At 68.9% G+C, this 15,702-nt stretch carries 11 protein-coding genes; 5 read left to right on the plus strand and 6 right to left on the minus strand.

The window, feature by feature from the left end; all coding sequences use genetic code 11:
* Positions 1-16 precede the first annotated feature (16 nt).
* Positions 17-2,635: an aminopeptidase N gene (gene pepN / locus GTH33_RS05600; protein ID WP_163957504.1), complete on the minus strand. Its 2,619-nt coding sequence runs from the start codon at positions 2,633-2,635 to the stop codon at positions 17-19.
* Between the two features lie 150 nt (positions 2,636-2,785).
* Between pepN and GTH33_RS05605 the strand changes: the two genes are divergently transcribed.
* Both GTH33_RS05605 and GTH33_RS05610 read left to right on the plus strand, forming a co-directional pair.
* Positions 2,786-4,483: a M28 family metallopeptidase gene (locus tag GTH33_RS05605; RefSeq protein WP_163957506.1), complete on the plus strand. Its 1,698-nt coding sequence runs from the start codon at positions 2,786-2,788 to the stop codon at positions 4,481-4,483.
* Between the two features lie 65 nt (positions 4,484-4,548).
* Complete coding sequence (locus GTH33_RS05610) at positions 4,549-5,367, plus strand: Rossmann-fold NAD(P)-binding domain-containing protein (protein ID WP_163957513.1); 819 nt, start codon at positions 4,549-4,551, stop codon at positions 5,365-5,367.
* Here the strand turns inward: GTH33_RS05610 and GTH33_RS05615 are convergent.
* Both GTH33_RS05615 and GTH33_RS05620 read right to left on the minus strand, forming a co-directional pair.
* On the minus strand, positions 5,277-6,194 hold the full coding sequence (locus GTH33_RS05615; RefSeq protein WP_163957515.1) for a DMT family transporter: 918 nt from the start codon (positions 6,192-6,194) through the stop codon (positions 5,277-5,279). The two genes, GTH33_RS05610 and GTH33_RS05615, sit on opposite strands and share 91 nt — an antisense overlap.
* Positions 6,191-7,192, minus strand: a complete 1,002-nt coding sequence (locus GTH33_RS05620; protein WP_163957517.1) for a threonine aldolase family protein — start codon at positions 7,190-7,192, stop codon at positions 6,191-6,193. The genes GTH33_RS05615 and GTH33_RS05620 overlap by 4 nt, the downstream gene beginning before the upstream one ends.
* A gap of 93 nt (positions 7,193-7,285) precedes the next feature.
* On the opposite strand from GTH33_RS05620, the gene GTH33_RS05625 reads away from it, so the two are divergent.
* Positions 7,286-9,085 carry a DUF885 domain-containing protein gene (locus GTH33_RS05625; RefSeq protein WP_163957518.1) on the plus strand — a complete coding sequence of 600 codons (1,800 nt, stop codon included), beginning with the start codon at positions 7,286-7,288 and terminating at the stop codon, positions 9,083-9,085.
* A gap of 6 nt (positions 9,086-9,091) precedes the next feature.
* Here GTH33_RS05625 and GTH33_RS05630 read toward each other — a convergent pair whose 3' ends face one another.
* On the minus strand, positions 9,092-9,913 hold the full coding sequence (locus tag GTH33_RS05630; protein WP_163957521.1) for a hypothetical protein: 822 nt from the start codon (positions 9,911-9,913) through the stop codon (positions 9,092-9,094).
* A gap of 59 nt (positions 9,914-9,972) precedes the next feature.
* Entirely contained in the window at positions 9,973-12,159 is a 2,187-nt protein-coding gene (locus GTH33_RS05635; protein ID WP_163957523.1) for a transglycosylase domain-containing protein, read from the minus strand.
* A gap of 137 nt (positions 12,160-12,296) precedes the next feature.
* Between GTH33_RS05635 and GTH33_RS05640 the strand changes: the two genes are divergently transcribed.
* A complete protein-coding gene (locus GTH33_RS05640) occupies positions 12,297-12,905 on the plus strand; it encodes an NADPH-dependent FMN reductase (RefSeq protein WP_163957525.1) in 609 nt (202 codons plus the stop codon).
* A 265-nt stretch (positions 12,906-13,170) separates the two neighbouring features.
* Here GTH33_RS05640 and GTH33_RS05645 read toward each other — a convergent pair whose 3' ends face one another.
* Positions 13,171-14,469 carry a dicarboxylate/amino acid:cation symporter gene (locus GTH33_RS05645; RefSeq protein ID WP_420877068.1) on the minus strand — a complete coding sequence of 433 codons (1,299 nt, stop codon included), beginning with the start codon at positions 14,467-14,469 and terminating at the stop codon, positions 13,171-13,173.
* 128 nt (positions 14,470-14,597) lie between these two features.
* On the opposite strand from GTH33_RS05645, the gene GTH33_RS05650 reads away from it, so the two are divergent.
* Positions 14,598-15,695 (plus strand): PLP-dependent cysteine synthase family protein, encoded by a 1,098-nt coding sequence (locus tag GTH33_RS05650; protein ID WP_420853549.1) that lies wholly within the window; start codon positions 14,598-14,600, stop codon positions 15,693-15,695.
* Positions 15,696-15,702: the final 7 nt, after the last annotated feature.

The following is a 15,702-nucleotide window of genomic DNA, read 5'->3' on the forward strand; positions in this document are numbered from 1 at the left end:
GCCGGCTCCGTCAGCCTCACGCCAGGCTTTTCGAGGCCTGTTCGAAGAGGTCGCGCGACAGGCCCGGCGTCGCGACGATCCGCTGCAATTCGGCGCGCATCAGGGCGGATCGTTTCTCATCGAAGCGCCGCCAGCGTCCGAGCGGCGGCAACAGCTTTGCGGCGGTCTGCGGATTGAGCTTGTCGAGTGCGATCAGCTGGTCGGCGAGGAAGCGGTAGCCGGAGCCGTCGGCCGCGTTGAAGGCGCGCTGATTGGCGCCATAGGCCCCGATCAGCGATCGCGCCCGGTTGGGATTGGCGAGCGTGAAATCGGGATGGCGGGCGAGTTCCGCGACCAGCCGTCCGGTATCGTCGCGGGACGACAGCGCCTGCGTCTGGAACCATTTGTCGATGACCAGGCCGTTGCCGGCATAGCGATTGTAGAAGATGTCGAGCGCCGCCTCGCGTTCGTCGGCATAGCCGTTGGCGAGGGTGTTGAGCGCCCCCTGGCGATCCGTCATGTTGTCCGCCGCCTCGAACTGGCGGAAGGCGATCGTCGCCGCATCGGCCGCGCCGCTCGCCGCGATGTAGCTGAGCGCGACGCTGCGCAGGCGGCGATGCCCCTTGGCGGCGGGGCTGTAGACATAGGGGCCGGTCGGCGCCTGCTCATAGGCGTCGCGCCACTGGTCGGCCAGTCGCATGCCCAGGTCGCGGCGCAACGCTTCGCGGGCGCGGTGGATGGCATCGGGGTCGACCAGCGCCAGTTGGTCGCCGACGAAGCTTTCCGACGGCAGCAGCACCGCCTCTGCGACGAAGGCCGGGTCGAGCGCGCGATCGGCGAGCGTGTTCGCCACCGCGGTGACGACCGCCGCGTGATCGCCGTCGCCCTCGATCACCGCTGCGACCAGCGTATCCAGCATCAGCTGCTGCATCGCTTCGTAGCGCGCGAAGGGATCGTCGTCGTGCGCGCTAAGGAAGCCCAGTTCGGCGGCGCTGCGATCGCTTTCGATGATCACGGGCGCCGAGAAGCCGCGATTGATCGACAGCACCGGGCGCTCGGTAATGCCGTCGAACACGATCGTGCTGGCCGCCTGATCGAGCAGGACCAGCTGTTCCTCGCCCAGCGCGCGCCCGGTTTCGCCGCCGAACAGCTTGATCTTGAGCGGCAGCACCATCGGCTGCTTGTCGGGTTGTCCCGGCGTGCCCGGCACATGCTGCGCCAGTCGCAGCGTCGCGCGCCCCTCGCCTGCCTCGTGCGCCAGGCTGGCGGCAACGCGCGGCGTGCCGGCCTGGCTGTACCACAGCCGGAATTGGGCCAGGTCCCGGCCGCTCGCATCCTCCATGCAGGCAACGAAATCCTCGCACGTCGCCGCGGTGCCGTCGAAGCGGTCGAAATACAGGTCGGTGCCCGCGCGGAAACCCTGCGGCCCCAGGATCGTCGCGATCATCCGGATCAGCTCGGCGCCCTTATTGTAGATGGTCGCGGTGTAGAAGTTGCTGATCTCCAGATAGCTTTCCGGGCGCACGGGGTGGGCGAGCGGGCCGGCATCCTCGGGGAACTGCGCCGCGCGCAGGCCGCGGACGTCCTCGATCCGCTTGACCGCCGCCGATCCCTGATCCGCCGAAAAGCCCTGGTCGCGATAGACGGTGAAACCTTCCTTGAGACTGAGCTGGAACCAGTCGCGGCAGGTGATGCGGTTGCCCGACCAATTGTGGAAATATTCGTGCGCGACCACGGCGGCGATCCCGTCATAATCATAGTCGGTGGCGGTATCGGGGTCGGCGAGGATGTAGCGGCTGTTGAAGATGTTCAGCCCCTTGTTCTCCATCGCGCCGAAGTTGAAATCGTCGACCGCGACGACGTTGAACACGTCGAGGTCGTATTCGCGGCCATAGACGCGCTCGTCCCACGCCATCGACAGCTTCAGGGCATGCAGCGCGTGGTGGGTCTTCTCGATATCGGTGGCGCGCACCCAGATGCCGAGCGCGACCGTCCGCCCCGATGCGGTGGTGAAGGTGCCGCGGTTCACCGCCAGGTCGCCAGCGACCAGCGCGAACAGATAGGATGGCTTGGGAAAGGGGTCGTCCCATTCGGCCCAGTGACGCCCGCCGGACTCGCCGGGCATGTCACCGGCGTCGACCGGGTCGCCATTGGCGAGCAGCACCGGATAGCGGACCTTGTCCGCCTCCAGCCGCACGCGATAGCGGCTCAGCACGTCGGGCCGATCGGGGAAATAGGTGATTCGCCGAAACCCCTCGGCCTCGCATTGCGTGCACAGGTTCCCGCCGCTGGCGTACAGGCCCATGAGCTGCGTGTTGCGTTCGGGCGCGATCACGACCTCGGTCTCGACGCTGTGCGTGGCGCCGGTCAGCGGAACGACGAGCTGTTCGCCCTCGATCCGCCAGTCGTTCACCGCCACGCCATCGACACGCACCGCCAGCGGTTCCTGCCCGGCGCCGTGCAGCCGCAACGGTTCGCCATGCTCGCCGTTGCGCGTAACCGACAGCGTCGCGGTGACGCGGGTCGCCGCCGCGTCGAGCGCGAAGACCAGCCGCGTGTCCGGCACGAGCCATGCCGGCGGGCGGTAATCGTGGCGGCTGATCGGACCCACGGTGTCATGGGCGGGAGCGGCTATGGCTTGCGAGACGTCGAGCATGGTACCTTTATAGGAGCACGCGGCCATGCCGCCAGTCATTCCTCTTGATCGGTCGTTCCCCGCGAACGGTCACCAGGAGGACGTCGCCGGCTTGGCGCCGCCCGGTGCCCCTGTTACGCTGGCGCCATCCAGAGTGAGAGCTTCCATCGCATGATCCGTTTCCCGAGCGCGCTTGTCGCGCTGGCGCTTGCCACGCCCGTATGCGCGCAGACCCCGCCGCCGCCGGCAGCACCTTCGCGGAATGCGGTGGCGGCCAACGCCCTGCTGACGAGGGCCCTGCCCGCCGACCAGGCGGCGATGAAGGCGCACGTCATGTTCCTCGCCTCCGACGCGATGAAGGGACGCGAGGCGGGCAGCCCGGAATTCGACATCGCCGCGCAATATGTCGCGGCGCAATTCTATGCCGCCGGCCTGCGCCCCGCCGGCGACGACGGCGGTTATCTGCAGCGCGTACCGCTGGTCGTCTACAAGGCGGCGGACAAGGGCGCGCTGACCTGGTCCGCCGGCAAGGGCGCGATCACGCCGCTCGTCTTCGGAGAGGATTACAGCCCGACCGCCAACCCGGCACGCGCCGAAACGACCGTATCCGCACCGGTGGTGTTCGCCGGCCGCGGCATCGTCGCACCCCAGTTCGGCGTCGACGATTATGCCGGCGTCGATGTCCGCGGCAAGATCGTCGCGATCCTCGGCGGCTCGCCGACGAGCTTTCCCGGCGAAGAGCGATCCTATTTCGGATCGCTCGCGACCAAGGCGCAACTCGCGGCGGCGCGCGGCGCGGTCGGCATCGTGGTGCTCGAGGCGCCGCGGGCCGGTCCGCGCGACCGCCCATTCTCTGCGCTGGCCGCCGGCTATGCCAACCCCCGCACGACATGGGCGACGCCCGACGGTGTCGGTACCAGCCCTGCCGCGACCACGCCGGTCCTCGCCACGATCAGCCAGGCGGGCGCTGCCAAGCTGTTCGCCGGCAGTGCGACGCCGTGGGCGAGGATCGTCGCGCAATCCAAGGCGGACAATGCGCGATATACCGCGATGCCGCTGGCCGGCACGCTGACCGCGACGACGCGGACCAGCTTTGCGCCCGCGCTGAGCAGCAACGTCGTCGGGATCGTGCCGGGCAGCGACCCGGTGGTCGGCAAGCAAGTCGTCATCCTGTCCGCGCACCTCGACCATATCGGCGTGTCGCCGGAGCGGCCCGGCGATGCGCCGGATCGCGACCGGATCAACAACGGTGCGCTCGACAATGCGATCGGCATCGCCAGCCTGATCGAGGAAGCGAAGCGCTTCACCGCCAGCGGCAGGCCGCCGAAGCGGACCGTCATGTTCCTGGCGGTGACGGGCGAGGAAAAGGGGCTGGTTGGATCGAGCTGGTTCGTTGATCATCCGACCGTGCCGATCGACACCATCGTCGCCGACGTCAATCTCGACATGCCGGTGCTGCTGTACCGGTTCGAGGACATGATCGCCTTTGGTGCGCAACGATCGACGCTGGGACCGATCGTCACCAAGGCGGTCAACGCGGTCGGCGTCGGCCTGTCGCCCGATCCGATGCCGGAACAGGGGTTCTTCACCCGATCGGACCATTTCAACTTCGTCCGCAAGGGCATCCCCGCGGTGTTCCTGTGGCCGGGCATCAAGGGTGCCGGCCGCGCGCCGTTCGAGGATTTCCTCGCCAATCGCTACCATCGGCCCGGTGACGATCTGACCCAGCCGATCCTGTGGGATCAGGGCGTGCGGTTCGTCGCGACCAATTACGCGATCGCGCGAGAGATTGCGGACGGGGCGGCGCGCCCGGTGTGGAACAAGGGCGATTATTTCGGGACGACGTACCACGGCCCGATGGCGCAATAGGGCGCGGGTACCGGAATGACGAACGGGGTGCGAGCCATGTGTCAGCTGCAAAAGCGGAGGGCGGCATGCTGCTGATCTTCGGGCTCGGCTATACCGCCGGCCGCATCGCCGCGGCATGGCCGGGAGCGACGATGGGTACGACCCGCGACGGGCGGGACGGTACGTTGCGCTTCGACGATGAGGGCGCGGTCCGTCCCGCGATCGCCGCCGCCACGCATATCCTGTCGTCGGTGCCGCCGGACGGCGATGCCGATCCCGTGCTCTGCTGCTATGGCGATGCACTGTCCGGGCGATGGCTCGGCTATCTGTCGTCGACCGGCGTCTATGGCGATGCCGGCGGCGCCTGGGTCGATGAACGGGCACCCACCGGAACGGGCCGCCGTTCGGCCCGCGCCGCCGCCGATGCGGCATGGCTCGATCGGGCCGCGCATGTGTTCCGACTGCCCGGGATCTACGGCCCCGGCCGATCGCCGCTCGACCGGGTGCGGCAGGGCAGGGCGCACCGGGTCGGCCTGCCCGACCAGGTGTTCAGCCGCGTGCACGTCGACGACATCGTCGCAGGCGTGCTCGCCTCGGTTGTCGCGCCTGCGGGAGCGTATAATCTGGCGGACGACCTGCCCTGTTCGCAGGACGACGTCGTCACCTTCGCCGCACGGTTGCTCGGGTTGCCGCCGCCGCCGCTGGTCGGGATCGAGACGCTGTCGCCGATGGCGCGGGGTTTCTATGCGGAGAACCGGCGCGTCGCGAACGGCAAGGCGAAGCGGGTGCTCGGCTGGCGTCCCGCCTATCCGACCTATCGATTGGGCCTGCGCGCCCTCAACGCGATGACCAGCCCGACCCCCGCCAGCGCCGCGCCCGCCGCTGCGAGTGGCGACCAGCGATAGCCCTCGAACAAAGTCGACAGCAGCATTGCGATCACCGGCACGATCACGCTGGAATAGGCGGCCTTGGCCGGGCCGATCACCCGCAGCACCCGGTAATAGAGCGGGAAGGCCACCGCCGATCCCGCCAGCCCGAGATACAGGATGCCGGCCCAATACGAGGGTCGCATCTCGATCACCGGCGGTCCGGTCAGCCACCAGGCGATCGCACCGTCCATGCCCGCGCCCAGCAGCATCGCGATCGCCAGTGTCGCCATCATGGGATAGCGCCGCGCCGTGGGCGTCGCCTGGAACACGTTGGCCAACGATGCAGCGAGGATCGCCATGCCGGTGAAGCCGATGCCGGCGATCGTCGCGGCGGTGCCGGCCGGACCGGTCCGCGCTTCATGCAGGAACAGCAGCGCGATACCCGCCATCGCCACTGCCGATCCGACGATCAGCTGTCCGCCCATCCGCTGCCCCAGCAACACCCGCGCGAACAGCGCGTTCGGCACCAGCAGGATCGCGAACACCACCGCGACGAGGCCCGATGTGATGTGATGTTCGGCGCGGTAGACGAAATTGAAGTTCAGGCAGAATTGCAGCAGGCCGATCGCGGCCGCGAATGCCCAGCCGCGCGTGTCCAGCGCGAACCGTTCGCCCTTCACCTTCGCCACCACGACCATAGCGAGGCCGGCGACGATGAAGCGATAGGTCACCGACCAGCTCGGCGGCACGATGCCCAGCTGGTCGCGGATCACCAGCCACGTCGACCCCCAGATCAGCGTGACGAGCGCGAAGGGGACAAGGATCGCCGCCCGCGTCGACTGTGGCGGCGGCGCGCCGGTCACAATTGCCCGATCGCCTGCGCCAGCAGTGCGACATGCTCTGCCGGACTGTCCCAGGCCGTCACCAGCCGGATTTCGCCCGCCGCCCAATCGTAGAAGTCGAAGCCCTTCGCCCGCAGCGCCGCGGCTTCGTCGGGCGTGGCGCGCAGGAACACCTCGTTCGCCTCCACCGGGTGGACCAGCCGTGCGCCCGCCGCTGCCGCCAGCGCCGTAGCGCGCGCATTGGCTGCACGGGCGTTGGCAAGCCACAGATCGTCGTCGAGCATCGCCAGCACCTGCGCCGCGAGATAGCGGCCCTTGGAGAACAGCAGGCCCGCCCGCTTGCGCCGGTACAGGGTCGCGCCGGCAAGCTCGGGCTTGAAGAACACCAGCGCCTCGGCACTCATCGCGCCGTTCTTGACGAAGCCGAAGCTCAGCGCGTCGACGCCGGCCTGCCACGTCACCTCCGCCGGGGTGCAGCCGAGCGTCGCCATCGCATTGGCGAAGCGCGCGCCGTCCATATGCAGGCCGAGCGCGCGCTCCTGCGCCAGCGCGCCGATCGCTGCGACCTCGTCCGGCGTGTAGACCCGGCCGTATTCGGTGGCGTTGGTGATCGAGATCGCATGGGGCTGCACCCGGTGCACGTCGTCGGCGATGGCGTCGACGACCGCGCGGATCGTATCCGGCGTCAGCTTCGCACCCTCGCCGTCGGCGAGGAACAGCTTGGCGCCGTGGGTATAGAATTCGGGTGCACCGCCCTCGTCGTTCTGGATGTGCGCGTCGCGATGACAGACGACGCCGCCATGCGGGGGGCAGAGCGCGGCGAGCGCCAGGCAATTGGCGGCCGTACCGGTCGGTACCCAGATCGCCATGACATCCGTCCCGAACAGGTCGGACAGGCGCCCATCGAGCGCCCTGGACCGGGCATCGCCGTCATAGGCGGTGTCGAGCCTGTTGGCCTCGGCCAGCGCGGCCATGACCCTGGGGTGGACCGGCGCGGCATTGTCGGAAAAGAAACGCATGGGTCCGCTCTGCTGTCCGATGTCGGCAGCGTCAACCAGCCTATCGCCTTTGCGCCGCGTCTTGCTAAGCTTGCCGGCAAAGGGGAATTGTCCATGCGCCATCTGATCGCGAGCCTGCTGCTCGCCGCCGTTTCGACACCCGCGCTCGGCCAGGCGCTGCCGCCGCCGGTACCGCTGCCCGGCGACGGGGCGGAGGATGCGCGGCTGAAACGGCTGTTCTACGACAGCGACGAACGGGACCTGGCGCTCGACCCGATCAGTGCGATCATGCGCGGCGACATGCGCTACGCCGACCGCTTCGGCGACTATCTGACCGATGCGGCGACGGCGCGCGAACAGCGCAATCTGCAGGCCGACCTTGCGGCGCTGAAGGCGATCGACCGTGCGAAGCTGACCAAGGTCGACCAGATCGCCTATGACGTGTTCCGCAACACCGCGGAGGTCAACCTGCGCGGCTATGCCCCGGCGATCCAGTCGGTCACGCGGCTGTTGCCGATCAACCACTTCGGCGGCTTCCAGACCTTCTATCCCGACTTCGCGAGCGGCAAGGGCGGCGCGCCGTTCAAGACGGTCGCCGACTATGACAACAACCTGAAGCGCAACGCCGGCTATGCCGCGCTGTACGATCGCGCCATCGCCCGTTTCCGCGAGGGCATGGCGAAGGGCATCGTCCACCCCCGGCTGGTGGTCGAGAACATGATCGCGCAGTTCGACAACCTGATCGCGCAGGGTGTCGAGGGATCGGTGTTCTATGCACCGGTCACGATGTTCCCGGCGGACATCCCCGCTGCCGATCGCCGGCGCCTGACCGCCGCCTATGCCGCACAGGTCCGCGACGTCATCACGCCGGCGCATCGCAAGATGCGTGATTTCCTGAAGGCCGACTATCTGCCCAAGGCGCGCGAGACGGTCGGTCTGTCGGCTATGCCAGGTGGTGCGGCGCTGTATGCCTATCGCATCGAGCAGAGCACGACGCTGCCGTTGCAGGCGGAGTGGGTCCACCAGCTCGGCCTGTCCGAGGTGGCGCGGATCACCGCAGCCATGGAGACGCAGAAGACCGCCGCGGGCTTCAAGGGGACGCTGGCGCAGTTCTTCGACTATCTGCGCACCGAAAAGCGTTTCCAGCCGAACTCCGCCGCGGAGGTGCGCAGCGATTACGAGGCGATCGGCAAGCGGATCGATGCCCGCGTCCGCGAGCAATTCGCGCTGATCCCCAAGACTCCGCTCGAAATCCGGCCGGTGCCCGACTATCGCGCCAAGAGCGATGCGGCCGGCAGCTATCAGGACGGTACGCCCGACGGCAAGCGGCCGGGCATCTTCTACTACAACACCTACGACCTGCCGAGCCGCTACACCTGGGGCATGGAGACGCTGTACCTGCACGAGGCGGTGCCGGGACACCATTTCCAGATCGCGCTGGCGCAGGAGAATACCGCATTGCCGGCGTTCATGCGGTTCGGCGGCAACACCGCTTACGTCGAGGGATGGGCGCTGTACGCGGAGACGCTGTGGAAGTCGCTGGGGATGGAGACCGATCCGTACCAGCGCATGGGTGGCCTGAACGACGAGATGCTGCGGGCGATGCGGCTGGTGGTCGACACCGGCATCCACGCCAAGGGCTGGAGCCGCGACCGGGCGATCGCGTACATGCTCGCCAACTCGGCGATGCCCAAGACCGATGCCACCGCCGAGGTGGAGCGGTATATCGCGATTCCGGGACAGGCGCTCGCCTACAAGATCGGGCAGCTGACGATCCTGCGCCTGAAGGCGGAGGCGCAGGCGAAGCAGAGTGCGGCATTCGACCCGCGCGCGTTCCACGCCGCCGTACTCGACAGCGGCGCGCTGCCGATGCCGGTGCTGGAAGCGAAGCTGAAGGGTTGGATGGCACAATAGGCGCGGTCAGTCGGCGAGGGTCCGCGTGACCCGGCCGGCGGCGTCGAGGAATTCGATCCGTGCGGCGCCCGCCCTGGCGACGCGCAGGCGCAGGCGGGTGCGGCCCGCGCCATCGTGCAGGTCGAGCAGGGCATCGCCGCTGCGATCCTTGCCGAGGAAGGCGCGTTCGTGGCCGAATGCGCCGCTGTCCTTCATGCGCTGGATCGCGGCATCGCGCCCGGCGGGCGGCAGGCCATCGAGCCGCCGGATCGCCGCGATGTCCAGCGCGGCGTCGGGACGGTCGGCGATGCGCAGCCCGGCATCGCGATCGCCGCCGCCCTCGTTCTGGGCGAGCGCGACGACCTGATCCTGCTCATATTGGTCGAAGCTGAGATGACCGAAGGCGGCGGGCTTGCCGGCCACCGTCCGCCCTCCGAAGATCAGGCCGCCATTCTCGGTCCCCTCGTCGTTGTAGAACAGCATGCCGGCGGCATCCGTCCGGCCCGGATGCGGGTGTTCGCGCCGGCGGACGATGAGGCCGGGGAAGCGGTCGCGGGCGGCGATGACCATGCGGATGGTGCCGTCCGCCTCCCGCACGTTGATCCGGCGAACATCGAGCGTGTCGAGGGCCGCCGGTACCGCCGCACCGGTCACCAATGCCCAGCCCACCGCCAGCGTGAGCACGCCCGCATAGACCACCAGAGCCCGCGTCGCATCGAACCGCATCAGCCGCCTCTCCTTGGCGATCGTGTCGTGCGGATTAGTGTAGCGCGATGCGGCAGCACGGCCAGCGTGTCGATCGGGATCGACCCGCGCCAGGTCGGATCGACATTCACAGCGAGATGGCATTTGGAGCAGCTTGCTTCCCCGGCCCGCCGGGGACGTAGAAGGCCGAATGTCGATCTGCGCTAGAACTCGCCCCCGTCTTCGTCGCCACCGCGTCGGTCGCGGGGGGCGGGTTCCGGCGGGGGTGGCGGCCGGTCGCGCCCGCCGGGGGTGATGCTGATGCTGCCGTCGCGGCCCATCTTCATCTGGAGACCGAAGCCGTCGAGCGCTCCCTCGACCTGCGGGATCGCGTCGCCGACCGGGTCTTCGCTCGCATCGCCATTGTCGAACGCCTCGGGATCCATGGCATTCTCCTCGACCACCACCGGTGCGGCGACGGGGGCGATGTTGAGCGCGGAGACCATGAAGTTGCGCCAGATCTGTGCGGGGATGCCGCCGCCGTGCAGCCCCGGGTTGGGCGAGCTGTCGTCGTTGCCGACCCATACGCCGACGACCAGATCGCCGGCGAAACCGATGAACCAGGCGTCGCGGTTCGCTTGCGACGTGCCGGTCTTGCCATAAGCGTCGGTGGTTAGCACCGCCTCGCGCCCGGTGCCGCGCAGCGACGAGGACAGCAGGTCGAGCATCTTGTCACGGATGTCGTCCGGCATCTTGCGGCTGCCGCCGGTCAGCGATTCGTACCAGCTCTTGTTGCCCTGCGTCTCTTCCAGCCCCCGCGGCTGGACCGGATAGGTGCCGTTGGCGACGCCGGCATAAGCGGCGGTCAGTTCGAGCAGCGAGACCTCTGCGGTGCCGAGGCCGATCGTCGCTTCGTTCGGGATCGGCGTGGAGATGCCGAGATCGCGCGCCGCCTTGATGACGTTGCGCACGCCGACCTCCTGCGTCAGTCGTGCGGCGACGACGTTGGACGAACGGGCGAAGGCGCGGCGCAGCGGGATCTGGCCCAGATAGCGGCCGTCGTCGTTTTTGGGCTTCCACCCGGCGATCTCGACCGGGCTGTCGTCGGCCATCGTGTCGGGGGTCATGCCGGCGCGCATCGCGGCGAGGTAGACGAACAGCTTGAAGGTCGAGCCCGGCTGGCGGCGGGCCTGGGTGGCGCGGTTGAACGGGCTCTTGCCGTAATCCTTGCCGCCGACCATCGCGACGACGCGGCCGTCGCGGCGCATCGCGACGATCGCCGCCTGCGCCTGGCGCAGGCCGGCCTGGCGGATGACGCGTTCGGCGGTGCGTTGCAGGCGGCGGTCGAGCGTGGTGCGGACGGTCGCCTCGGTCTTCACCTCGCCGGCCTGGTCGCGGGCGGAGGGGAGGACCCAGTCGGCGAAATAGGTACCGCTGGGCAATGCGGTCGGCCGGTTCGCCAGCACGCGTTGCGGCTGGACCGCGGCCCCTTCCGCCCTGGTGAGGAAGCCGGCGTCGACCATCGCGGCGACCACCAGCATCTCGCGCTTGCGCGCACCGTCGAGGTTGCTGGTCGGCGCGAGGCGCGAGGGCGCCTTGACGAGGCCCGCCAGCATCGCCGCCTGGCCGACGTTCATCTTTTCGGGCTCACGGCCGAAATAGTGTTTCGAGGCGGCGCGCAGGCCATAGACGTTGTCGCCGAAATAGACGTTCGACAGGTAGCGCGACAGAATTTCGTCCTTCGACAGCCAAGCCTCGAGCCAGAAGGCGATCATGACCTCGCGGATCTTGCGGGCGGCGGTACGGTCGGAATCGAGGAAGGCGTTTTTGGCGAGCTGTTGCGTGATCGTGCTGCCGCCCTCGCGCACGCCGCCCGAACCGACGTTGTGGACGAAGGCGCGCAGGATGCCGCGCGGGTCGATGCCCCAGTGCGAGCGGAAGCGGCGATCCTCGATCGCCATGAACGCCTCCGTCACATGCGGGGGCAGCTTTGCCGCGTCGACGGGGGCACCGATGATCGCGCCGCGGCGGGCGACGGGGGTGCCGTCGTCCGCGGTCAGCGTGATCGAGGGCGGGGTGGGCGGCTGCAGCGATTTGCTGAGCGGCGCGGTGACCGCCAGCCAGCCGATCGCGATCACCAGCAGCACGATGCCGGCGCCGATGCCGCGCAGGACCCAGCGGCCGATGTTGCGGCGGCGGCGGGGCGGTTCGCCGCCGGTCGTCGCGTCGGCATCGTCGTCACCGAGGAAGGCGTCGAAGCGACCGGCGTACCGGTCGTCGCGGTCGATCCCGCGGTCCCGGTGGGCGCGCGCGACCGGTTCGTCGTCCAGCGCATAGCGCTGGCCGATCGGCGTGCGGCGTGTGGTATCGACGGGTTCGTGACGCATCGGCTCGTCCCAGCGGTCAGCCATGGGGTGTGTTACAATCCTAGAACAGCTGGCGCAAGAGCGTGGCGATAATGCCGCCGGTTTACAGTGGCCGACGGCGGAACGCCAGCGCATGGCCCAAGCCGCTGGCCCAGCGGCCGTCCTGACGCTATCGCCGGTGTATGGCCGCTGAACCGAACCCCGCCCCGCCCGCCGCTCCCCCCGTCGCCGCTCCTCTCGTCGTGGGTATCGGCGGCACGATCGGCGGGGTGTCGTCGACCGAACGCGCACTGCGGATCGCGCTGGACGCAGCGGAGCGCGAGGGGTTCCGCACGCGCATGTTCGGCGGCGCCGACATGGCGCGGCTGCCGCTGTACGATCCCAAGGCGACGACCCGGACGCCGGACGAGCAGGCCTTCGTCGCGGCGGTGCGCGCGGCATCGGCGGTCATCATCGCCAGTCCCGGCTATCACGGCAGTATATCGGGCGTGGTGAAGAATGCGCTCGACCTGCTGGAAGAGACGGCGAGGGACGAGCGGCCGTACCTGGCCGACCTGCCGGTCGGGCTGATCGCCACCGCCTATGGCTGGCAGGCAACGGGATCGACGATCGCGGCGCTGCGATCGATCGTCCACGCGCTGCGCGGCTGGCCGACGCCGTTCGCCGCCGCGATCAATACGCAGATCACCAAGTTCGACGACGAGGGCGGGGCGAGCGACCCGGCGGTGGTGGATCAGCTGCGCCTGATCGGCCGCCAGGTCTGCCGCTTCGCACCGCTCGCCGCGGGCTGAAAGTTACGAAAGTCGCACTCGTGGAGGGGGGCAGGCCCCCGCCACGCGGGGAAGAGAAAGAGCGGGTCCGACAAGGGGGCAGCGCTAGGTCGGATCGACATTCAACAGCGAAGCGGCATTTGGACCAGCTTGCTTCCCGGCCTCCGCCGGGAGGTAGAAGGCTGAATGTCGATCCGCGCTAGCATGGCCGGCGGGCTGTAGGACAGCGCCGCCGGATTTCTATGCGTTCTCAATAGCTTGACCGTCACTGCGGCCAACGGCGCGTTCAGGCGAGCGCGGCCCCGGTGTTGGAATTGGTCGTCGCGGACAGCAGCCCCTGCCGCTTGGCGACGATCGTGGGAATCAGCGCCTGTCCGGCGACGTTGACCGCGGTGCGCCCCATGTCGAGGATCGGGTCGATCGCCAGCAGCAGCCCCGCACCCTCCAGCGGCAGACCGAGGGTGGACAGGGTGAGCGTCAGCATCACCAGTGCGCCGGTCAGGCCGGCGGTCGCCGCCGAACCCAGCACCGATACGAGCACGATCAGCAGATAGTCGGTGCCGTGCAGCGGGATATTGTAATATTGCGCGACGAACAGTGCGGCGACCGCGGGATAGATGGCGGCGCAGCCGTCCATCTTGGTCGTCGCCGCGAACGGCACGGCGAAGGCGGCGTAGCTGCGCGGCACGCCCAGCCCCTGTTCGACGACCTGTTCGGTGACCGGCAGCGTCGCGATCGACGAGCGCGAGACGAAGCCGAGCTGGATCGCCGGCCATGCTGCGGCGAAGAAGCGCCGCGGGCTCATGCCGTTGGCGAGCAACAGCAGCGGATAGACGACGAACAGGACGAGACCGAGGCCGATATAGACGGCGATGGCGAAGGTGCCGAGTGCCGACAGCGATTGCCAGCCGTAGCGGACGATCGCGCTGCCGAGCAGGGCGCCGGTGCCGATCGGGGTCAGCCGCACGACCCAGCGCAGGATGCGGCGGAAGATCGCGAGCGCTGAGGCGTTGAAGGCGAGGAAGGGTGCGCCGGCATCGCCGGTGCGCACCGCGGCGACGCCGATCGCGACCGCGGCGACGATGAGCTGGAGCACGTTGAACGACAGGCTGGTCTTCGCCGCGCCATCGGCGAGGCTGGTCGACGCTTCGAGCCCGAGGATGTTGACCGGCACCAGCCCGCGCAGGAAGTCGAGCCACGATCCCGCCGTGTCGGGGCGTATCGCCGCGGCGGCGCTGACCCCGGCATGTGCACCGGGTTGCAGGATCGTGCCGAGCGCCAGCCCGATCGACACCGCGACGAGCGCGCTGATGCCGAACCACACGAAGGTGCCGGCGACCAGCCGCGCGGCGTTGTTGAGATCGCGCAGCGCGGCGATCGAGGCGACGATGGCAGTGAAGACCAGCGGGACGACGAGCGCCTTCAGCAGCTGGACGAACATGTCGCCGACGATCTTCAATCCGTCGGCGAGGCCGGTGACGCCATAGGTGCGCGCGACGAAGCCGAGCGCGAGGCCGATCGCCATGCCGACGAACACCTGCACGCCGAAGGACGGGCGAGTCATGTTGCGGAAAATCCCTGTCATGGACGGGAATGTAGGGTGTGGCGCGCGCGGTGCGACACAGAAATGGTGGGCGCCGGTAAAGTGGTGGCGGGCCGGCGGGACCGCGCCCGACGTGTGGCGTCGGCCGGGCGCCGGTGTATAGGGCCGGCATGGACCAGATGATCGTTCGCGACCGTGCCGCCGCTAGCACCGATCGCCAGTGGCATGCCGAGGCGGTGCGGCGGATCGAGGCGGATTACAACCGGTCGGCGGACACGCATCTGATCCGGCTGGAACTGCCGCGCTTTCCGGGCATCACGCTGTACCTGAAGGACGAGAGTTCGCACCCGACCGGCAGCCTGAAGCATCGGCTGGCGCGATCCTTGTTCCTGTACGCGCTGTGTAATGCGTGGATCGGGCCGGACACGGTGGTGATCGAGGCATCGTCGGGATCGACCGCGGTCAGCGAGGCCTATTTCTCACGCATGCTGGGGCTGCGCTTCATCGCGGTGGTGCCGGCACGCACCGCGGCGCCCAAGCTGGATGCGATCCGGTTCTATGGCGGCGAGATCCACGCGGTCGACGATCCGCGCGCCGTCCATGCGGCGGCGCACCGCCTCGCCACCGAGACGGGCGGGCATTACATGGACCAGTTCACCTATGCCGAGCGGGCGACGGACTGGCGCGGCAACAACAACATCGCCGAGAGCATCTTCGCGCAGATGGCGCATGAGGAGCATCCGATCCCGCGGTGGATCGTGTGCGGGGCGGGTACCGGCGGCACGTCGGCGACGATCGGGCGCTTCATCCGCTATCAGCGGCATGCGACGCGGCTGTGCGTCGCCGATCCGGTGCATTCGGTGTTCCACCGCCATTTTGCCGACCGCAGCGTCACCGCCCTGCCCGATGGCTGCGCGAGCCGGGTCGAGGGGATCGGGCGGCCACGCGTCGAGCCGAGCTTCGTCCCCTCGGTCATCGACCGGATGATCGCGGTGGAGGATGCCGACAGCCTGGGCGCGATGCGCGCCCTGTCGGCGGTGCTGGGCAGGCACGTCGGCGGATCGACCGGAACCAACCTCCACGCCTGTGCGCGGATCGTCGTGGACATGGCTGCGGCGGGCGAGACCGGCAGCATCGTCACGCTGCTGTGCGACGGCGGCGACCGCTATGCGTGCACCTATTATGACGACGCCTGGTGCCGCGACCATGATGTCGCGTGGCAGGCGGCGGCGACGGCGATGACCGCGCTGCTGGGATCGCGGGGCTGATCGCGCT

The organism is Sphingomonas insulae (genome assembly GCF_010450875.1).
Classification (GTDB): Bacteria; Pseudomonadota; Alphaproteobacteria; order Sphingomonadales; family Sphingomonadaceae; genus Sphingomonas; species Sphingomonas insulae.